The organism is Halorussus pelagicus (genome assembly GCF_004087835.1).
GTDB classification, from domain to species: domain Archaea; phylum Halobacteriota; class Halobacteria; order Halobacteriales; family Haladaptataceae; genus Halorussus; species Halorussus pelagicus.
On record NZ_CP035119.1, the window covers coordinates 1,695,120 to 1,714,856 of the forward strand.

The 19,737-nt window shown below is 63.8% G+C and carries 15 protein-coding genes and 1 other RNA gene; 6 read left to right on the forward strand and 10 right to left on the reverse strand.

All coding sequences use genetic code 11. The features are described 5' to 3' along the window. Nucleotides 1–80 precede the first annotated feature (80 nt). Together EP007_RS08485 and EP007_RS17415 are read left to right on the forward strand one after the other, a co-directional pair. Nucleotides 81–1,100 (forward strand): histone deacetylase family protein, encoded by a 1,020-nt coding sequence (locus EP007_RS08485; protein WP_128477241.1) that lies wholly within the window; start codon nucleotides 81–83, stop codon nucleotides 1,098–1,100. A gap of 180 nt (nucleotides 1,101–1,280) precedes the next feature. Further along, nucleotides 1,281–1,445 carry a hypothetical protein gene (locus EP007_RS17415; protein ID WP_166035495.1) on the forward strand — a complete coding sequence of 55 codons (165 nt, stop codon included), beginning with the start codon at nucleotides 1,281–1,283 and terminating at the stop codon, nucleotides 1,443–1,445. A gap of 18 nt (nucleotides 1,446–1,463) precedes the next feature. Here the strand turns inward: EP007_RS17415 and EP007_RS08490 are convergent, their stop codons facing one another. Beyond that, complete coding sequence (locus tag EP007_RS08490; RefSeq protein ID WP_128477242.1) at nucleotides 1,464–3,980, reverse strand: heavy metal translocating P-type ATPase; 2,517 nt, start codon at nucleotides 3,978–3,980, stop codon at nucleotides 1,464–1,466. A 416-nt stretch (nucleotides 3,981–4,396) separates the two neighbouring features. Next, nucleotides 4,397–4,842, reverse strand: an RNA gene (gene rnpB, locus EP007_RS08495) — RNase P RNA component. Between the two features lie 186 nt (nucleotides 4,843–5,028). Between rnpB and EP007_RS08500 the strand changes: the two genes are divergently transcribed. Then, nucleotides 5,029–5,631: a TIGR00296 family protein gene (locus EP007_RS08500; protein ID WP_128477243.1), complete on the forward strand. Its 603-nt coding sequence runs from the start codon at nucleotides 5,029–5,031 to the stop codon at nucleotides 5,629–5,631. Nucleotides 5,632–5,685: 54 nt separating this feature from the next. Here the strand turns inward: EP007_RS08500 and EP007_RS08505 are convergent, their stop codons facing one another. Both EP007_RS08505 and EP007_RS08510 read right to left on the reverse strand, forming a co-directional pair. After that, nucleotides 5,686–6,837, reverse strand: a complete 1,152-nt coding sequence (locus EP007_RS08505) for a nicotinate phosphoribosyltransferase (RefSeq protein ID WP_128477244.1) — start codon at nucleotides 6,835–6,837, stop codon at nucleotides 5,686–5,688. Nucleotides 6,838–6,953: 116 nt separating this feature from the next. Next, complete coding sequence (locus EP007_RS08510) at nucleotides 6,954–8,441, reverse strand: Hvo_1808 family surface protein (protein ID WP_128477245.1); 1,488 nt, start codon at nucleotides 8,439–8,441, stop codon at nucleotides 6,954–6,956. A gap of 119 nt (nucleotides 8,442–8,560) precedes the next feature. On the opposite strand from EP007_RS08510, the gene EP007_RS08515 reads away from it, so the two are divergent. Then, nucleotides 8,561–9,133 (forward strand): cysteine hydrolase family protein, encoded by a 573-nt coding sequence (locus tag EP007_RS08515; RefSeq protein WP_128477246.1) that lies wholly within the window; start codon nucleotides 8,561–8,563, stop codon nucleotides 9,131–9,133. A gap of 1,023 nt (nucleotides 9,134–10,156) precedes the next feature. Here EP007_RS08515 and EP007_RS08520 read toward each other — a convergent pair. Then, complete coding sequence (locus EP007_RS08520) at nucleotides 10,157–11,116, reverse strand: hypothetical protein (protein ID WP_394346042.1); 960 nt, start codon at nucleotides 11,114–11,116, stop codon at nucleotides 10,157–10,159. Here EP007_RS08520 and EP007_RS08525 point away from each other — a divergent pair. Continuing rightward, nucleotides 11,115–11,816, forward strand: coding sequence for a lipoate--protein ligase family protein (locus EP007_RS08525; protein WP_128477247.1), 702 nt, complete (start codon nucleotides 11,115–11,117; stop codon nucleotides 11,814–11,816). The genes EP007_RS08520 and EP007_RS08525 overlap by 2 nt on opposite strands. Before the next feature lie 96 nt (nucleotides 11,817–11,912). Continuing rightward, nucleotides 11,913–13,223, forward strand: a complete 1,311-nt coding sequence (locus EP007_RS08530; protein WP_128477248.1) for a dihydroorotase — start codon at nucleotides 11,913–11,915, stop codon at nucleotides 13,221–13,223. Nucleotides 13,224–13,619: 396 nt separating this feature from the next. On the opposite strand, the gene EP007_RS08535 is transcribed toward EP007_RS08530, so the two are convergent. The 5 genes from EP007_RS08535 to EP007_RS08555 all read right to left on the reverse strand — a co-directional run bounded on the left by EP007_RS08535 (nucleotide 13,620) and on the right by EP007_RS08555 (nucleotide 19,610). Continuing rightward, nucleotides 13,620–14,072: a DUF7268 family protein gene (locus EP007_RS08535; RefSeq protein ID WP_128477249.1), complete on the reverse strand. Its 453-nt coding sequence runs from the start codon at nucleotides 14,070–14,072 to the stop codon at nucleotides 13,620–13,622. A gap of 3 nt (nucleotides 14,073–14,075) precedes the next feature. Continuing rightward, nucleotides 14,076–15,041 carry an ABC transporter permease gene (locus tag EP007_RS08540; RefSeq protein WP_128477250.1) on the reverse strand — a complete coding sequence of 322 codons (966 nt, stop codon included), beginning with the start codon at nucleotides 15,039–15,041 and terminating at the stop codon, nucleotides 14,076–14,078. Then, entirely contained in the window at nucleotides 15,038–16,051 is a 1,014-nt protein-coding gene (locus EP007_RS08545) for an ABC transporter permease (protein ID WP_128477251.1), read from the reverse strand. The genes EP007_RS08540 and EP007_RS08545 overlap by 4 nt, the downstream gene beginning before the upstream one ends. Nucleotides 16,052–16,116: 65 nt before the next feature. After that, entirely contained in the window at nucleotides 16,117–17,835 is a 1,719-nt protein-coding gene (locus EP007_RS08550) for an ABC transporter substrate-binding protein (RefSeq protein ID WP_128477252.1), read from the reverse strand. 110 nt (nucleotides 17,836–17,945) lie between these two features. Next, a complete protein-coding gene (locus EP007_RS08555; protein WP_128477253.1) occupies nucleotides 17,946–19,610 on the reverse strand; it encodes an ABC transporter substrate-binding protein in 1,665 nt (554 codons plus the stop codon). Nucleotides 19,611–19,737: the final 127 nt, after the last annotated feature.

Genomic DNA, 19,737 nt, shown 5'->3' on the forward strand with positions numbered 1-19,737 from the left:
AATTCCGTTGCGTCCGACTAGCGTACGTGCTATCAACTACCGAATCGTGCCTGCCGGTAGGAGCAAGCGACACATAATTCATGAACTTCGGCTACAGCGAGGACTGTCTCGCCCACGATACGGGTGAGCGCCATCCCGAAACCCCCGACCGACTCCGCGCCATTCAGGAGCGACTGGCCCGCAAGCACGGCGTCGAATATGTCGATTCGACACCGGCGACCAGCGACTGCGTCGAAGCGGTCCACGACCCCGACTACGTCGCCGAGTTCCGCGAATTCTGCGACTCGGGCGGCGGCAACTGGGACCCCGACACCGTGGCCGTCGAGGAGACGTGGCAGGCCGCCCTCCAGTCGGCCGGACTGGCCTGCTGGTCGGCCGAGACCGCGCTCGACGGAATCGACGGCCGCGACACGCCCTTCTCGCTCGGGCGGCCGCCGGGCCACCACGCGGTCGAAGACGACGCGATGGGCTTTTGCTTTTTCAACAACGTCGCGGTCGCGGCCCGTCACGTCATCGACCACACCGACTCGGACGCCTCGCGGGTCGCCATCTTCGACTGGGACGTTCACCACGGTAACGGCACGCAGGACATATTCTACGAGGCCGACGACGTGTTCTACGCCTCGCTCCACGAGGACGGTCTCTACCCCGGCACGGGCGAACTCGACGAGACCGGTGAGGGCGCGGGCGCGGGCACGACGCTCAACGTTCCGCTCCCCGCGGGCGCTGGCGACCCGGAGTACCGCGACTCAGTAGACGACCTCGTCGCACCCGCCCTCCGCGAGTTCGACCCGGACCTGCTACTCGTGAGCGCGGGGTTCGACGCCCACCGTCACGACCCCATCTCCCGGATGCGGGTCTCGACGGAGGGGTACGGTATGCTCACCGACCGCGTACGGGACCTCACCGACGAGTTGGGCGCGGCGCTCGCGTTCGTCCTCGAAGGCGGATACGGTCTCGACACCCTCTCGGACAGCGTGGCCGAGGTCCACGAGACCTTCGACGGAAAGCAACCGCTGACGCCCGACGAGGAGGTAAACGACGACGTGCGGGAACTAATCGAGGAGATTCGGGCGTCGCATCCGGTTTTCGAGGAGTAGGGCACTACGGTTTCGAAAGTTTATCCGGCACCTTTTCGTCACTTTGGGTTGGAGTAGTCAAATATGGCTTGGCACATTGCGGATTCGCCAGAGGACCCACACCGGAGTCAGAGCGAAGCCTTAGAATCTATCGCACGTCGTCGTGGTATTTCCCTCGAAGAACTGGAAGAGCGTCGTCGAGTGGCAGGTATAGATTCAGATTCGGACGACGACGAGCGCCACAACGGATTTGGAGTCTTCGACGACGAAGACGGCAACGAGTTCGTTTCCGGCGTCAAGGAAGCCCGCGAGAAACTGGACCGAGATTTCAAACGACGAGCGAAACGTCTTTTCCGCGACCGCTGAATCCCGAGTCGAAACAAATCACTTCTCCGGGTCCACTCCTGCCAGTCGCATCGCGTTACTGGTCACACCCAGACTCATCCCCATGTCGCCGACGACGATGGCCATCGCCACCGAGACGAGTCCGAGGGGTGCGCCGACCGCCAGCACCGCCTTGACCGCGAGACTCGCCCAGATGTTCTGGCGGATGACGCGGTTGGCCGTGCGCGCGAGTCGGTAGAGATACGGTACCTTCAGCAGGTCGTCGCCTAGTAGGGCGATGTCGGCCGTCTCGATGGCGGTGTCGGTCCCGGCCGCGCCCATCGCCACGCCCACCGTCGCGGCGGCCAGCGCGGGCGCGTCGTTCACGCCGTCGCCGACCATCGCCACCGAGTTGTAGCGCTCGGTCAGTTCGTCAACGGCCTCGACCTTCTGTTCGGGCAGGAGTTCGGCCCGGAACTCGCCGACGCCGACCTCCTCGGCCACCGCGCGGGCCGTGCCCTCGTTGTCGCCGGTGAGCATGACCGTCTCGATGCCGAACTCCTGCAGGCGCGCGACGGTCTTCTTCGCGGCCGGGCGGACCTCGTCGGCGATGGCGAGGACGCCCTCGATTTCCTCGTCGGTGCCGACGAGAACGACTGTCTTGCCCTCGCGCTGGAACCGGGGCACCACGTCCGCGAGCAGATCGAGACAGTCCTCGCGGTCGGCGCACTTGCTGTCGGTCGCGTCGGCGACGACCCTGCCACCGTCGGTCGCTCGCTCACCACCGTCCGTCGAGAGATGGACGTGTTCGAGGTCGAAGCCCAACTCGGAGAACAACGCGGGCTTTCCGGCGTAGTGAGTCACGCCGCCGAGGTCCGCGCGAACGCCCTTGCCGGTCAGACTCTCGAAGTTCTCGATGGGGCGGTCTTCGCCACCCTCGTCGTGGGGGTCGCCGTGGTCGTGGGCGTACTCGACGATGGCCTCGGAGAGGGGGTGTTCGCTCCGGCGTTCGAGGTCGTGGGCACAGCGCAGCAGGTCTTGCTCGTCGTTGCCGTTGAGCGCCACGGCGTCGGTGACGGTCAACTCGCCCGCGGTCAGCGTCCCGGTCTTGTCGAAGGCGACGGCCTCGACCGCGCCCATCGATTCGAGGTACGGTCCGCCCTTCACGAGGACGCCGTTCCGGGCCGCGCTCGTGACGCCCGAGACGACCGAGACGGGCGTCGAGATGACGAAGGCGCACGGGCAGGCGACCACCAGGAGCGTCAGGCCGCGAACGAACCACTCGCGGAAGGGACCGCCGAGCAGCAGCGGCGGCCCGAACGCGGTCACCAGCGCCCCGACCACGATAATCGGTGTGTAGTAGGCGGCGAACCGCTCGATGAACTGCTCGTGGTCGGTCCGGTCGCGCTGGGCGTCGCCGACCAACTCGACGACCTGCGAGAGGGTGGTCTCGTCGGCTTTTGCGGTCGCCTCAACTTCGAGATACCCCTCTTCGTTGACCGTCCCGGCGTACACCTCCGCGCCGGGAGATTTGTCTACCGGGACGCTTTCGCCCGTGATGGGTGCCTGATTCACCGCGCTCGCGCCCTCGGTGACTTCGCCATCGACCGGAATCTTCTCACCGGGGCGGACGACGACGGTCTCGCCGACCGCGACCTCTTCGACGGGGACCGTCGTTTCGCTTCCGTCTCGGCGGACCGTCGCGGTGTCGGGCGAGAGGTCCATCAGTTCCCGGACCGAGTTGCGCGCGCGGTCCATCGAGAAGCGTTCGAGCAGTTCCGCGACGCTGTAGAGGACCGCGAGCGTCGCGGCCTCGAAGTAGAGACCGACCGCGACCGCCGCGAGGACGCCGACGCCCATCAACAGGTCGATGTCGAGGCTCAGGGTCTTCGCGGAGTAGTAGCCGTTTCGCAGAATCTCTTGGCCCGCGATTCCGGCCGCGAGCAGGAGGACGACCGCAGAGAGGTGGAACTCGCGGCCGAGCGCCGAGAACAGCAGGTCGTTCGCGCCCGTCAGCAGGAACTCAAGGGCCATTCCGACGACCATGAGCGCACCTCCGGCCCACGTCTTGAGCGCGCGCGGACTCGTCCAGACCTCACTCGGTCCGGCCACGTCCGGGCCGCCGCCGTCTGTGGTGTTCTCTACGTCGTAGCCCGCGCCCTCGATTGCGGCGACGACGCGCTCGCGGTCGGCATCGCCGGTCACCAGCACCTCGCCGGTCGCTGGCCGTGTCTCGACGGTTTCGACGCCGGTCACGCCGTCGAGTGCCTTCTCGACCTTGCCCGCACACGAGGGGCAGTCCATCTCGGGGACCGAAAGGCGGAGTTCGGCGTCGTCGTCCGCTCCGGCATCGCCTTCGACCGCGTACCCGGCGGCCTCCACACGCTCGCGGATGTCGTCTACGTCGGTCGCTTCGCCGTCGTAGGTGACGCGGAGCGTTCCCGTCGTCGGTGCCGGGTCGGTCTCGCGCACGCCGTCGAGTCGCTCGACGCTCGCGGTTACCTTCCCGGCGCAGGACGGACAGTCCATCTCCGGGACGGAGAGGCGGACGGTCCGTTCGCGCTCGTTGGTAGTCATTACTCGAGAGTAGTCACCAGAAGGTTATTAATTGCACTGTCAGAAAACCGGCCGTGGATGCGATTTCTTAATAATTAAGACGGGCTGAGTTGTTATAGTCTGTCGGAGCCGCCGTTCCTCTCGTTTCAATTTCACGTTTCGTGCGGCCTGAAACCGTTCACGAGCGTTCATTGCGTTATGAATCGGTCGTAAGCGCGAACTGTGTTCAACGGTGTGTCTAACTTATTGTGAATTGTCCGCAAGTCTACTCCAATGGGCACCACAGAGATGGTGGCGGAAACGAGGGTCCTGAAAATCGGGGCCGCAGTGACGCTTCTCGTAGGCGAAGTCCTCGTCGCGCTCGCGCTTCTGGCGTTCGCGTTCGGATAGGACGAGGCAGGGCCTCTGAGAGTGACACGCTCCGGTCGTCCGAAAACGGCTGAGGGGAGTAAGCCCCCTTCTGTTCGTCCGAGTATTCGGCTGAGCGTCCGCGCCGTCGTTCGGGCTACCTTGACGACGACCAGCGTCGAAATTCGACGCCGGGCATCGCGGCGTGGACTTGCACCGGCGAGGATTCGCCGTTCCATCCGTTCTCTCCCGTCTCACGGCGTCGAGCGCCGCGCGCTCGGCGGTGAAATCGCCGCGCGTAACGTGGCGAAGCCACGCCCTCGGTGGGTCAACTCTCCGTTCCTTTCTCGGCGTGAGCCTTCTCGGTTCGGATTCGCGCACCTCATCGGTCGGGGAGAGGGGTCTCGTTTCTGTTCCAGAGCCAGCGGTCTCCCGCTCCGGACTTGCGCCCGGTCGCCTGCCCGAACGGTGGGGGGACTTTCCTCACGGGGACGCGGCGACGCCGCGTCCTCGCGGGAACTCGGCTCCCTCTGCCGGTCGTCGCTAGCGCCTCGCCGGGTTTAAGAAGTTCGGTGCGACCCCCGTCGAAAGCCGTCGTTACCCGGCTCGAACGCCGATATTAACGGATGATAACGCGACCCACATGAAAGGTAGTGGGAGATTTCCGCGTTTAGTATTGAAGGGAAGGCTTGAAGGTGCTACCTGCCCTATCGGTTTCTGTATGGCACAGGCTCAGGCAGTAACTCTCTCCTACGAGGATGGCTCGCGGGCGGTTGAACTCGCACGGGAATCCGTCGAATCCTACGTCATTAACGGGCAGCGAGAGCAGCCCGGTAGCATGCGCGAAGCGTTCTACGCTCGAACCGGCGTGTTCATCCGACTCGCGTCCACGCGGGGGCGCGGCCGACTTCGGGGGTGTGACGGTGCTTACGAGGGCACCGACCAACTCGGTCACCTCATCGTGGACTCGGCTATTAGTGCGGCCAGCGACACCTCGTGTGGCTCCGAAGTCGAGGAGGCGGAGCTTCCGAACCTGAAAATCTCCGTCTGCGTCGTCCGCGACACGCAGTTCACCGAGGACCCGGTGGAGGACATCGAACTCGGCACCCACGGCGTCGCAATCGAGGGTCGAGGCAAGCAGGCGTGGATGTACCCGACCCTTCCCATCGAGAACGAGTGGAGCGTCTTCGAGTATCTCGACCGGACCTGCCGGAAGGCCGGTCTCCCCAAGGGCGCCTGGGAAGACGACGACGTGATGGTGACGCTGTTCGACGGACAGGTTTTCACCGAGCGCGAACCGGAAGGAACCGTCGAAGAACTCTAACGGCCGCACTTCTTCCGAAAATTTCCACAGAAAAGCTCCCAGATAGCCGCTGGCTCACTCGCCCTCGCGGAACCCGACCGCGTCGGCGTCCGCCAGCGCGCGTTCCGCGGCCTCGTCGATGTCGAACTCCCGGACGAGTTCGCCGTCACGAATCAGCGGTTCGAGCAGGGCCTCGCCGCCCTCGGGGTCGGCACGGTCGGCGAGTCCGACGTGGTGGCCGCCGTCGGGCGTCCGGAACGCCTCCTTCTTGCCCGAGAGTTTGCCGCGCTTGGCGACCAATTCGCCGTCGAGTTCCACGATGTCGAGCGCGAAGTCCAGCGGGTCGGCGTTGCTGACGTGGCCGCCGACGCCGAATCCGTCGGCGAGGTCCCGGAGTTCCCGCAGGTCGTCGGGACCGAGACCGCCGCTGACGAAGATGTCCACATCGTCGTGGCCGCGGGCGTCGAGTTCCCAGCGCACTTCGCGGATGATGTGTCGAAAGTCGCCGCGCCGGGAACTCGTCGTGTCGAGGCGAACCCCGTCGAGGGCGTCACCGAGCGCCGCCGCGGCCCGAAGGCTCTCGTCTTTCTCGTCGGAGTAGGTGTCACAGATGGCGATGCGTGGCACGTCGGGGTCCACGGCGTCGTCGAACGCCTCCCACGCCGCCTCTTGGTCGCCGAAGGCGATGACGAGCGCGTGGGGCATCGTGCCGCTGGCCTCTCGGCCGAGGACTTCGCCCGCTGCGACGTGCGAGATGCCGTCGAGACCCGCCACGAGCGCGCCGCGCTCGACCATCGGCGCGATGGCGGGGTGGACGTGGCGCGCGCCGAAACTCAGCACCGACGAGTCGGGTGCGGCCCGCCGTGCCTCCAGCGCCGCGGTGGCGACACCGCTCTGGTGAGAGAGGAAGCCGAGCAGCGAGGTTTCGTACCGCGCGAAGTCAAGGTAGTCGCCCTCGATTCGCATGACAGGCCCGCCGTCGAACAGTCGCCCCTCGGCCATCGCGTCCACGTCGATGGGGAGTCCTTCGAGCAGGCGGGCGGCGTCCTTGAGACCCGCGAGCAGGTCGAACTCGCCGGTCGGGAACTGGTCCTGCGTGACCTCGGCCACGACGTGGGGGTTGCGGTCGGTCCCCTCCAGCGTCTCTTCGGTCCGAAGGAAGTAGGCGTCGGTCGCCGACCCGTCGCGGATGGCCGCTTCCGACACAACGTCGAACCCGTCGCTCATCGCCGCCACCTCGGGAGATTCATGCCCGGACGTACCTCCGCCGAAGCGAAAAAGGTCCCGCTTGCCGGTCGCGGAGACCGCGAGACGGAGAGAAAAAGCAAGAGCGCCGCAGGTAGTTACGCTTCCGGTGCCGCGCCCTGCCGGACGTTCGAGAGTTCCGAGACGGAGGGGGCGTTCACGACGACGACAGTGTCGCCCTGCTGTTGGACGTAGAAGGCGTCAGCGAAGCCGCCGTCGGAGATTCGCAACGTGTTCTCGTAGCCGTCGAGCTTCTTGGCGCCGTTGTACGTCAGCACCTCGCGGTACCCCTCGGCGAACTCGCTGGCGTCCTGCTCGGAGTCCCAGACGGACTTCCAGACGTAGCCGGTCTCGTTGGTCTCGGCGTCGTCGTTGGTGTAGACCGCGAGTTTGTCGCCGTCCCAGCCGGTCGAGTAGGTGCTATTGTAGTTCAGCGGGTCGATTTTGCTGAGTTGGCTCGTCCCTGCCGCTCGGTTGAAGAAGTTCCGTGCGGGGACGATTTGGGTCTGGCCCTCGCTGTCGTAGTAGGGGTACATGAACATCGCCATCATGCCCGCCTCGCCGACGCTCCCGTAGTTCGGGCGATCCTCGAAAGTCAGCCGCTCCCAGCCGTCGCTGGCCCGGTTCTCGACGCCGAACTCCGCGGGCGAGTCGGTGCCGTACTTTTCGGGGTGGATCGTCTGTTCGGTGCTCTCGGGCGAGTTCTCGTAGACCTCGTTGACGGCCTCCCAGCCGCCCTCGTTTTTGATGTTCCGGACGAACGCCGGGCCGTCGCTGTAGGGCTGGAAGTTGAGGAGATACGGACCGATGTTGGCGAGACCGCTGCTGCTCGACTCGGAGGACGGCGTCTCCGGGGTCAGGCAGTCGCCGTTCCACTCGTCTTCACAGCGTTGCGAGTAGAGGTAATCGACGTAGTTTCCGTCGCCCTCGATGATGCCGTCCTTCGCGTTGTGGAGTTCGCGCGTGGACTGGTTGAACGAGGAGAAATTGAACTTCTGGTCCTGTAGCGCGTGGAATAGCTCTTGGGAGAGCGTAATCTCGTCGAGTTGCGGCGTCGATGTGTTTTCGGAGACGACCACGATTTCCTTGTTAGTCGGGTCGTAGTAGCCCCCGACCGACGCTCCGGAGTTGTTGTTCTGGACCGCGATGGAGTCGGTCGATTCGTCGATCATGAACAGCGACTCGTACTTCGCATTGTCGAACAGCCGACTGTCGTCGGAGGTCGTGCTGTTCGACTGCTCGTCGCGGAACTCGTCGCGGGTCACGATTTCGACCGAGACTCGATCTTCGAATTCGAGTTCCCGGATGCGCTCGACGCGGGCCATCGAACGAGAGACCGTCTGGTTGAGTTCGGTCTCGTTCAGGCCGTCCTCGGGGGTCACGTCGATGGTCTCGTTGTACCAGAGTCCGTCCTCCCAGCCGAGAACGTCGCTCTCGGGGTCGTCCGGTTTGATGACCACATCCTGCCGGTCGGTCGTCGCGTCGGTCGTGTTAGCGTCCATATCGGTCGTCCCCGTGCCGGGGGCCTGCGAACAGCCCGCGACGACGAGCATCAGAACGACCGCGATTGCGATTGTCGTGCGCATTTCCTATGCAGATGACGTGGGACTACACCGACAAAAACCTCTTGAAAAATTGCTGGAATTTTCCGAAATCGACGCCGTTCCGGAAAACTGTTTTCGGCGACGAGCGACTACCGTTGGGTATGAACTTCGACCCCGACTCGACCGCAGTCGTCGTCGTGGACATGCAGAACGGCTTCTGTCACCCGGAGGGAAGCCTTTACGCGCCCGCCAGCGAGGACGCTCTCGCCGACGTGAGCGAAGTCGTCGCGGCCGCACGGGACGCGGGCGCGTCGGTCGTCTACACCCGCGACGTTCACCCGCCCGAACAGTTCGAGGGCAACCACTACTACGACGAGTTCGAGCGCTGGGGCGAACACGTCCTCGAAGGGTCGTGGGAAGCGGAACTTCACGACGATCTCGACGTGCGTGAGGACGACCACGTCGTGGACAAGCACACCTACGACGCCTTCCACCAGACCGACTTGGAGGAGCATCTCGACGCCCACGGGATAGACGACCTGCTACTTTGCGGGACGCTGGCGAACGTCTGCGTCCTCCACACCGCCGGGAGCGCGGGCCTGCGAGATTACCGACCCGTGTTGGTCGAGGACGCGCTCGGCTATATCGAAGAGTCTCACAGGGAGTACGCCGTCGACCACTCGGAGTTCCTGTTCGGCGAACTGACGACGAAGGCCGAAATCGAGCTCAAGTAAATCTATTCAATCGTGACCGAAGACGACGAATTAGCGACCCGAGACCAAACGAAACGCATAGACCGCCAAACCGGAATCCACAACGAGAACCGGGTTGCACCGCCTACGGTTTTAGAGTCACGCTCGACTCCCTCAACGAGCAGTTGGGTGAAGAAGACGTGGATGAATGCACGAGAACATCTCAGAAAATTATTATCATAGTTGAATAACAATGGGGGATAACATCGAGAAACGGAATTAAGACAGTTCCTAGATTAAGTTACCGTCTAGAAGTGGTTTCTCTAGTTGAACCCCTAGCCTCTAGAGGCTGAATTCCCATCTCTAGACGCAATTTTTATATCCACGGAACTTCTCGATTCGATATAGTCCACCAAGCTATCGCTATCTCAAACAATATTCTGCATACCCTCCTAGAGAAACTAGCACCAATTCTATATCTACTAACTATTGCAGGGCATAGACAGTAACTCGCCAAAGAATACAAATTCTGACCCACCCGGCGTCCTATTGTCATAACCGAGGGGGCAAGCGTTGGAAGGACTCCCGTTACGTATCCTTGGTACGTAGCCGACTTAGATTTCGGCAAGATCGAGTAGGAGCCAGATTCCGCCTGCTACGGTAAGCAGGTTCAGAAACGTCATCGAGAGGCTGGAAGCAGAAAGAAGAATCCAAGCCAACCCGAATAAGGCCAACGCTCTAAGGAGCATTTCAAGACGACTAGGGATAGCAGAACCATCGGTTGTTCGACCATCCAAAGAGACACTAGTCGTCTTGGACCTATTCCTGGTCTTTTGACTCATCGTTGTAGATGAGAATACATTTTGTAGAGCTGACACACAGGGGGCCATGATCGTAATGGCCATGCGGGAGCTTTGGACCCCGCTACGTGTTTGAGCGAATGAAGGGACCAGATAGTCCACCAAGACTATCACTATCTCTTATCCGCCTTACTTATAATTGACTTCGCCAATCACAAAAATGTTTGGTTACAAGAGGTTAACATATAGTTCATGAAAGAAAATGTCATTTTAGGGCTGAGAACCCAAGAAGAATTTCCTCCCCTACCTCGAACTCGGCGTCGGGACAGACCAATTTCGCACCCAAGGCCTCGCGCGCGAAGAAAAACGAGAGGCCGGTAATCGGTGTCCCATTCGCCACCACGGTCAGGTCGTCCCACGCAATCGTCCTGTCCTCCGTGGTTCCGACCCGTTGGCCAGCGAGCGAAACCGGGCTACCCGGCCCGGCTTCGTCGTCTTTCTCGCCACCGGCCTCCGCGATGAGACCTCCGCCGTCGTAGTGCGGAAGCCCACCGTCCAGAATCCCACTTCTATCCGGTGAAATCCCGGCGAACCGCTCGCCCGGCGCGGGGTGGTCCGGCGCGTCCAGAATCGCGTAGGTGTCGCCCGACGCCACGACCGTCCCGCGGCCGTCCCACGAGACGCCGACGGGGTCGACGCCCGCGAGTTCGAGGGGGAGCGACCCCGAGGCACGGAGCGGGTTCGCGTCGGGCGGGCGAAAGCCGAGGTGGATGTGGTTGTCCACCCACGGCGCGAAAAAGCCCGAGCGGACCATCTCGCCGAGCGAGTCGCCCCGAGAGAGTTCGTCGCCGGGTTCGACCGCGGGGTCGACGTGGAGCATCCGCGCGAGGGAGTCGCCGGTGTCGACGACGATGAGGTGGTCGTCGTCCACGGCGTACGGTTTCGGCGGCGCGGAGACGGTCCGGGTTTCGACGACTTCGCCAGCGACGGGACTCGGCGCGGCGGTCTCGCGGGCGTCGTTCGGCGCTCGCTCGTCGCTCGTCGTCCGCCAGTCGCCCTCGTGGGGGTAGAGGTCGATTGCACACCCCTCGTCGTGGGCGTCGTACGGCGAGTTGTACAGCGAGAATCGGGGAAAGCGTTCGAGTAGTTCCGGGCCGATGGCGACCATCGGCCGCATCTCGGAGACGCGGGGGTTTAGGTACTCCGACTGCAAAAGTCCCGACATGCGCGTACTCCGCGGCCGGGCGGCGAGTCGGGACGCCGACCGCGAAGTCGTCGCGGCGATGCTCGAACGGGCGGCCGAGACCGGACAGGCGTCGGTTCGAGCGTGGCGGCCCCACCGCCAACTCGCCTTCGGGCGGCGCGACTCCCGAGCGGACGGCTACGAGACGGCGACAGCCGTCGCCGACGCCTGCGACTTTCCCCCCGTCGAGCGCTCGGTCGGCGGCCGAGCGGTCGCTTACACCGGCAACACCGTTGCGTTCGCCAAGGTGGTCCCCTTGGAGGACATGCGAATCGGCATGGACGAGCGGTACGAGGCGACCACGCGGGCGGTCCAGCGCGCGCTCTGGCGACTCGGCGTGCCCGCCTCGCGGGGCGAACCCGAGGCGAGTTTCTGCCCCGGCGACTACTCGCTCCGGCGCGGCGGGAAACTGGTCGGGGTCGCCCAGCGCGTCCGGAAGAACGCCGCGCTGGTCTCGGGCGTCGTCGTCGTCCGAGACCACGAGGAAATCGCGGACGTTCTCGACCGCGTCTACGAACCGCTCGACATCCCCTTCGACCCGGATTCTGTCGGGAGCATCGCCGAGGCTGGCGGGAGCGACGACCCCGAGACCGTCGCTCGGACCATCGAAGAGATGCTCGTGGGCGACGAGCAGACGATAGTCGAGATGCTCGGCGACGCGGACGCCGAACCCGCCGACTGAGACGGGTTTCGAGACGATTTGACCGCCGGTAGCCTCCCGCTCGGAAACTCGGAATCGAGACGCTTAGGACGCCCACCCCCGAAGCAACCGAGTAGAATGCTCACCATCCGGAACGCGACGCTTGCTGACGGCCGCGAGGTTGACGTGCGCATCGACACGTCCGCGGGCCGCATCGCGGGCGTCGGATCGACGCTCACTCACTCGGGCGACTCCATCGACGCCAGCGGAAAGCTCCTCCTGCCGGGGATGATAGACGCTCACGTCCACTTCCGCGAACCCGGTTTCTCCCACAAGGAGACGTGGGAGACCGGAAGCCGGTCGGCCGCCGCGGGCGGCGTGACCACTGTGGTAGACCAACCGAACACCGACCCGCCGACGGTGGACGGCGAGTCGTTCGACCGGAAGGTCGACTTCGCGGCGGCCTCCTACGTCGATTACGGCATCAACGGCGGCGTCACCGCCGACTGGGACCCCGAGGAGCTGTTCGACCGGCCGACGCTGGCGCTCGGAGAGGTGTTCCTTGCGGATTCGACCGGCGAGATGGGCATCGAGGAAGAGTTGTTCCGCGAGGCGGTCGCGGCCGCGACCGACGAGTACCGCGTCGTCACCGTTCACGCCGAGGACGCCGACCTGTTCTCGGAAAAAGCGACTGACCGAGCGGGCGACGACTACGACGCGTGGAGCGCCTACCGAACCGCCGAGGCGGAGACCGCCGCGGTCAAGCGCGCGGTCGAAATCGGTGCCGAGGAAGACGCGAGAGTTCACATAGCCCACACCAGCACGCCCGAGGGAGTGGACGCCGCGAAGGCGGGCGACGCGACCTGCGAGGTGACGCCCCACCACCTGTTCCTCTCGCGGTCGGACTACGACGAGTTGGGCACCTTCGGGCGGATGAACCCGCCGCTCCGGAGCGAGGAGCGCCGCGAGGCAGTCTTCGAGCGCGTCGCGGACGGGACCGTCGATATGGTGGCGACCGACCACGCGCCACACACCCGCGAGGAGAAGGACGCGAGCGTCTGGGACGCGCCGAGCGGCGTGCCCGGCGTCGAGACCGCACTACCGCTTCTCCTCGAAGAGGCCCGGAAAGAGAACCTGAGCTACGAGCGCGTCCGGGACCTGACCGCCGCGAACCCCGCCGACGTGTTCGGCCTGACTCGCAAGGGCAACGTCGAACAGGGCCTGATGGCCGACCTCGTGCTGGTCGATCCCGACGACTCGCGCGAGATTCGTGGCGAAGACCTTCACTCGAAGTGCGATTGGACGCCGTTCGAGGGCATGCGAGGGGTGTTCCCCGAACTGACGGTGGTCCGCGGAAACGTGGTGTACCGGAGCGAGTCCGCCGACTTCGAGGGTGTAGACATCGACGGCGAGTTCGGCGATGCGGTCGGCCGGAACGTCCGCGAGTAGCACCGCATTCAGGTCGTCGCCGCTAATCCGCGACGACTCGGAACTCGACAAATCGCAAACTGATAGGTAACGACGCCAGTTATTTCTACACGTTCGTGTTCATCTATCCACTACTAGAAAACGAGCGTCTATCTTTCAGGCGAGAAGTCGAAAGAGTTGCCCAAAAACGCGCAGTTATGTGGAAATACCTCGTGGCATGTACTGTCGGCGCGCTCCCGCCGACTGACGCACTGCCAACCGACCACCGACCAGAAGGGTACTCGTCCGCCGACGGAACCATCGGCGAGGATTCTTGCTCGGACTCCTCGTCGTTTCCTTTTCGGACCGTAACCGCCATCCAGAGGTCGCTCCGCGCGAGAACGAAACTCGTTTTCGAATCGACTCCCTTTGCGAGAGCTACGTCACGCTTGCGAGAACGACCGTCACCACGCTCGCGCCGACCATCCCGCCGAGACCGACGGACCCGAGGACCGCCATCGCCTGCCGGGACCCGGTCTCCGTCCAGTTGGAGTTCCCGCCGAGATGCCGCTGGACGTTCTCGATACCGTCACCGACGAACACCGACCCCGACCAGCCCAGCATCGAGAAGCCGAACACGAGCGCGCCGAGCGCGAAGACGTTCTCGCTGGCGAACTGGACCGATTCGCCCGAGAGGACGAGCGCTAGGACCGCGAGACCCGCCAGCACTGCGCCGAGCAGGGCCGCGCGCCCGAGGCGTCGGACGCGCTCGCGGGGGGTCGGCGCGTCGTCGGAGACCGACGACGCGCCGCCGTCGTGAGACCCGCGGTTCGATGGGTCGCCGCGCCCGGTCGAATCGCGCGGCGGCCCGTCCGCATCGCCCGAACTCATCGATTAGTCCACGGTCTCGCGCATCCGCGGGTCGAGCGCGTCGCGCATCCCGTCGCCCAGCAGATTGAACCCGAGGACGGTGATGGCAAGGAAGAGACCGGGGAAGACCGACCACCACCAGTCGCCGGTCAGCAGGCCGTCGCTCACGCCGTTCGAGAGCATCAGTCCCCACGAGGGCGTCCCCGCCTGCGCGCCGAACCCGAGGAACGAGAGGGCGGCGATGTCGATGATGGCGAGACCGAAGTTGAGCGTTGACTGGACCGTGATGGGCGCGAGGCAGTTCGGCAGGATGTGGCGGACGATGACGCGGGGGTCTTTCGCCCCGAGCGCCTCCGTCGCCTCGATGTACTCGTCTTCGAGCACCTTGAGCGCGGCCCCGCGGACGACGCGGGCGAACCGCGGCGTGTAGACCAGCGTCAGCGCGATGACGACCTTCCAGAGACCCGTGCCGAAGATGGCGACCAGCGCCAGCGCGAGCAGGAGACTCGGGAACGCCAACAGCACGTCCATCGTTCGCATGATGACGTTGTCGGTGAGGTCGCTGTAGTACGCCGCGAGGATGCCGAGACCGACGCCCAGCACCGTCGAGGCTCCGACCGTGATGGTGCCGTACTTTATCGCCAGCCACGCGCCGTAGAGCACTCGCGGGAAGATGTCGCGCGACTGGATGTCCGTGCCGAACGGGTAGGCCCACGCCCCGTAGTCGGTGACGACCTGCGTCTCTTTCTGGCCCCACCAACTCGGCGGTGCGAGGTTGGGGTTCGTCCCCATCTGGCTGGCCGAGATGGCTTGGATGTCGATGAACAGTCGGGCGTAGAGACCGACCGCCACCATTCCGAATATCATGGTCAGCCCCATGACGGCGAGTCGATTCGACAGTAGTTCCGAGAGGAACGGGGAGGCGCGCAGTCGCTCGACGACCCCGCGCTGTCCCACGTCGTCGGTTTCGGTTTGTGTTTCCGTGCTCATTGGTCTATCCTCGGGTCGAGGTACGAGTAGGTGATGTCCACGCCGAGGTTAACCAGCGTGAACAGGAACGCGAAGGTCAGAACCGTCCCCTGCACCACCGGGTAGTCGCCGACCTGAATCGCGTTCACGAGTAGCGTGCCGATGCCGCCGATGCCGAAGACCGTCTCGGTGAGGACCGCCCCGCCGAGCAGGCTTCCGAACTGGATGCCGATGATGGTCACGACGGGAATCAGCGCGTTCCGGAAGCCGTGTTTCAGTACGGTTATCTTCGAGCCTTGTCCCTTCGCGCGGGCGGTCCGCATGTAGTCTTGGCGGATGACCTCCAGCATCGACGAGCGCATCATCCGGGAGATGAGCGCCATCGAGTAGATGCCGATGACCAGCGACGGCAGAAACATGTGCCTGACCGCGGACTTGAACGCCGCGAAGTTGCCGCTGAGGAACGTGTCGATGGTCACCATTCCCGTCACCATCTCGACGCTGTACTGGGAGGCGATACGGCCGCTTGCGGGCAACCAACCGAGGACCTGTGCGAACAGCAGGATGAGGAGCGGACCGCTCCAGTAAATCGGGATGCTGATTCCGGTCAGCGCGCCGACTCGCGTGAGGTGGTCGCTCAGCGAGTCCTGCTTGATTGCCGCCAACAGTCCCGTCGGAATCCCGAGGAGGATGCCGAACAGTTGGCCGTACAGCGCCATCTCCAGCGTGACCGGCAGTCGGTTCCGAAGAACCTCCGTGATGGCGGTCCCGCGCTGAATCTGGTAGGACTCGCCGAAGTCCAGTTGCACTGCCTCCAACAGGAACCGACCGTACTGCACCCAGATGGGGTCGTTCAGCCCCAGTTCCGTCCGTATCTGGTTGACGAACTCCTCGGACGCCCGCTGTCCCGCGATGACCCTCGCGGGGTCGCCCGGTGCGAGGTGGAGAATGGCGAACACGAACGTCGCCACCCCGAACAGCACCGGGACGAGTAGCAGGAGTCGTTTGATAACGAACCGCTTGGAAATCATTCGCTCGGACAATAACACGCGGGGATAAAAAAAGGCTCGTTACGCGGTACCGTTGTACGTACCCGTTACTCGTCCACGGAGACGCGGTTGAGGAACGGTCCGCTAATCGGCGCGACCGTGAAGTTCTGCACGCGACTGTTGACGCCACGGAGTTCCTCGGTGTGGGTCATGAACACCCACGGCGCTTCGTCGTGGGTGAGCTTGCTGACTTTCCGGTAGGTCTCCTTGCGCGATTCGGTGTCGTAGGTGGTCTTTCCTTCGTTGACCAGTTTGATGAACTCGGTGTTGGCCCACCGGGCGCGGTTCCCGGTGTTGAAGTCGTCGCTCACGTCCGCGCTGGCCCAGTCCTGTCCGTCCGGCACGTCCTCGGCCGGGATGCTGGGGTGGAGCAGCGGCGAGTAGAAGTTGTCGGGGTCGGCGTTGTCGGTAATCCACCCGAGGAAACAGGCGTCGTGCTTCCCGTCGGCGGTGTAGGTGAGATAAGCGTCCCACGACGACTGCTGATTGATGCTCATCTCGATGCCGACCTCGGCGAGGTTCGACTTGACCGTCTGGGCGGTCTGGACCGGCGACGCGAAGTAGGGTCGCGGGTTCGTCATCGTCGTCAGTTCGAACTCGAGTCCATCGCCGTAGCCCGCCTCTTCGAGGAGGCTCTTGGCCTTCTCGGGGTCGTACTCGTACGGACTCACGTCGTCGTTGTGGCCCATGATGTTCGGCGGGAGCGGTTGGCTGGCCTGCACCGCCTGCCCGCGGTAGATGTTCTTGACGATGGCCTCCATGTTGATGGCGTGGCTGATAGCCTTCCGGACCTTCTTGTTCCGGAACGCCTCGACGCGGGCCATGTTGAACGCCATGTAGCCGGTGTTCATGCCGGGGACCTTCTGTAGGGACGCGCTGTCGTCGCCCTCGATGACGCCCGCGGCCTGTGCGCTGATGCCGTCAATGATGTCCGCGCCGCCAGAAAGGAGCGTCTGGGCGCGCGACGTGTTCTCACTGACCGTCGTGAACACGACTTCGTCAACGCTCGGACCCTCGCCCCAGTAGTCGTCGTTGGCAGTCAGTCGGACACGCTGGTCGCTCTTGTTCCACGTATCGAACTCGAACGGTCCCGTTCCGACGGGATTCCCTCCGAGGTCGGCGTCGCTCTCGATTTCCGATTTCGAAAGCACTGCGAGTGCGAACACGGCGAGGTTGCGCATGAACGGCGCGTACGCCGAGGTAAGCTCGAAGTTGAGCGTGTAGTCGCCGTCCTTCTCGATGTTCTCGACTTGACCCAGCAGGTACGGACCGTAGATGGACTGGTTCTCCGTCCCAACGAAGTATTCGTACTCCTCGTCCACGAAGCGCCGGTAGGTGGCGATGAAGTCGTCGGCCGTAAACTCCTCGCCGCTGTGGAACTCGACGCCCTCGCGGAGTTGGAGGGTCGCGGTCGTCTCTTCGAGACTGTAGTCCTTGGCGAGACCGCCGACGATGGTTGTTTTGCCCGGCTTGAAGTGAATGAGGCGGTCGTACACCTGATTCATCACCTTGGCGTCCTCGCCGCTCGTGGTCGTGTGGGGGTCGATAGTCGTCGAGTCGGACCCGCGAGCGTACGTGAGCAGTTGGGTTCCCTCGCTTTCGCCGCCGCTCTGGGTCGTCTCGGACTCGCCGTCCTCGGTGGCTCCGTCGGTGGTCGTCCCGTCGCCGCCGTCGTCGCCGGTACATCCGGCGAGCGTCGCCGCCGCCGTCGCACCGCCAGCAGCCTTCAAGAAACTACGCCGCTTAAGAGCATCATCTGTCGCCATAGACCATTATGCTCACACCGCCCACATAAGTATGCCGGACCTATAGGGGTGTAAAAATAGAACAACGACACCGTATAGAGCCGTCAATAGCCGAATCGGGGGGAGCGCAGTCAGCCCTGCACTCGGACGCGATTCAGTAGCGGACCGCTAATCGGGGCGATCTGGAACTCCTGCACTCGGTCGGCGACGCCGCGCAGTTCCTGTGCGTGGTCGATGAACACCCACGGAGCCTCGTCGTGTGCGATTTGCCCGGCCTGCCGATAGAGTTCCGCCCGCTGTTGCTCGCCCAGCGTGCTCTGGGCCTCCTCGACGATTTCCATGAACTCGGTGTTGGCCCACGCCGCGCGGTTGGTCGTGTTGTATCCCTCCGTGTCGAAACTCACCCAGTCCTGTCCCTCGGGCACCTCCTCGACCGAGACGCCGGGATGCAACAGGGTGAAGTAGAAGTTGTCGGGGTCGGCGTTGTCGGTCATCCACCCGAGGAACGTGGCGTCGTGTTGGCCCTGTGCGGTGTAGTCGAGGAACGGATTGAACGGCATCTGGTTGATGGTGACCGTGATGCCGACCTCGCCCAAGTTCGACTTGACCGTCTGGGCTGCCTGAACCGGCGAGGGGTTGTAGGTCCGCGGGTTCTGGAACGTGGCCAGTTCGAAATCGAAGCCGTCGCCGTAGCCCGCCTCCTCGAGCAGGCTCCGGGCCTGCTCGGGGTCGTGGGGATACGGTTCCAGTTCGTCGTTGTAGCCCAACACCTGCTCGGGGATGGGTTGGCTCGCCTGCACCGCGATACCCCGGAAGATGTTCTCGACGATGGCCTGCGTGTCCACGGCGTAGCTGATGGCCTGTCGAACCCGTCTGTCACGGAACGGCTCGAACCGGGCCTGATTGAACGCCATGTAGCCGATGTTGATACCTTGTGTCTCGATCAACTCGGCGTTGTCCGCGTTGCTGACTATCTGTGACGACTGCGCGCCCAGTCCGTCGATGATGTCGGCTCCGCCGGAGATGAGCGTCTGAGCGCGGGTGGTGTTCTGGCCGACAGCGGTGAACACGACCTCATCGACGTACGGTCCCTCTCCCCAGTAGTCGCCGTTCGCGCTGAGACGAATCCGCTGATTGCCTTGGTCCCAGTTCTGGAACGTGAACGCGCCGGTGCCGACCGGTTGCTGGCTGAGGTCGGTCCCTAACTCCTCGATGGCCTGTCGGGAGAGGACGCTCGACGCGAACATGGCCAAATTCCGCAGGAACGGCGCGTACTGCTGATTGAGTTGGATGGTGATGCTGTAGTTGCCGCCGGTCTCGATGCTCTCGACCCAGTTACCCAGCGTGAACGGTCCGTACGCCGAGATGTAGTCCTGCCCCGGATACAGTTCCGAGTCCGGATTCGTGAACCGCTCGACGGTTGCCACGAAGTCGTCGGCGGTCAACTCCTCGCCGTTGTGGAACTGAACCCCCTCGCGCAGTTGCAAGTTCGCCGTCGTCTCCTCCAGCGAGAACTCGGTGGCGAGACCCGCCTGAAGACTCGTCTGGTTGGGTTCGAAGTCGATGAGGGTGTCGTACATCTGGTTGATGACTTTCACGTCCTCGCCGCTCGTGGTGTTGTGCGGGTCGAGCGTCCCCGAATCGTTCCCCCGAGCGTACGTGACCGTGCCCCCTTGTTGCTGTACCTCCTCGGCACTGCCGGTATCGACGTAGCCCGCCACCGAGACCGACGCCGCCGCCCCACCGGCCGCCTTCAGCACGCTCCGTCTCGAAACGGATGTGTCGTTTGAAGTCATCCACTGCTACCAATCAATCATTCAGAATATAAGACTACGGGAGCGGATTAGAGGCGGTTTAATTTAGCTCAACCATATTATGTATACGAAACTATTAATTACGGTACGGTTTTCCGGCCGAGTACTG

Excerpts from the sequence above, each read along its gene's own strand:
- EP007_RS08510 (WP_128477245.1), bottom strand. The coding sequence starts at position 8,441 with ATGCGCACGACAATCGCAATCGCGGTCGTTCTGATGCTCGTCGTCGCG.
- EP007_RS08550 (WP_128477252.1), bottom strand. The coding sequence starts at position 17,835 with ATGGCGACAGATGATGCTCTTAAGCGGCGTAGTTTCTTGAAGGCTGCT.
- EP007_RS08535 (WP_128477249.1), bottom strand. The coding sequence starts at position 14,072 with ATGAGTTCGGGCGATGCGGACGGGCCGCCGCGCGATTCGACCGGGCGC.
- EP007_RS08515 (WP_128477246.1), top strand. The coding sequence starts at position 8,561 with ATGAACTTCGACCCCGACTCGACCGCAGTCGTCGTCGTGGACATGCAG.
- EP007_RS08505 (WP_128477244.1), bottom strand. The coding sequence starts at position 6,837 with ATGAGCGACGGGTTCGACGTTGTGTCGGAAGCGGCCATCCGCGACGGG.
- EP007_RS08520 (WP_394346042.1), bottom strand. The coding sequence starts at position 11,116 with ATGTCGGGACTTTTGCAGTCGGAGTACCTAAACCCCCGCGTCTCCGAG.
- EP007_RS08500 (WP_128477243.1), top strand. The coding sequence starts at position 5,029 with ATGGCACAGGCTCAGGCAGTAACTCTCTCCTACGAGGATGGCTCGCGG.
- EP007_RS08540 (WP_128477250.1), bottom strand. The coding sequence starts at position 15,041 with ATGAGCACGGAAACACAAACCGAAACCGACGACGTGGGACAGCGCGGG.
- EP007_RS08555 (WP_128477253.1), bottom strand. The coding sequence starts at position 19,610 with ATGACTTCAAACGACACATCCGTTTCGAGACGGAGCGTGCTGAAGGCG.
- EP007_RS08545 (WP_128477251.1), bottom strand. The coding sequence starts at position 16,051 with ATGATTTCCAAGCGGTTCGTTATCAAACGACTCCTGCTACTCGTCCCG.
- EP007_RS08530 (WP_128477248.1), top strand. The coding sequence starts at position 11,913 with ATGCTCACCATCCGGAACGCGACGCTTGCTGACGGCCGCGAGGTTGAC.
- EP007_RS08490 (WP_128477242.1), bottom strand. The coding sequence starts at position 3,980 with ATGACTACCAACGAGCGCGAACGGACCGTCCGCCTCTCCGTCCCGGAG.
- EP007_RS08525 (WP_128477247.1), top strand. The coding sequence starts at position 11,115 with ATGCGCGTACTCCGCGGCCGGGCGGCGAGTCGGGACGCCGACCGCGAA.
- EP007_RS08485 (WP_128477241.1), top strand. The coding sequence starts at position 81 with ATGAACTTCGGCTACAGCGAGGACTGTCTCGCCCACGATACGGGTGAG.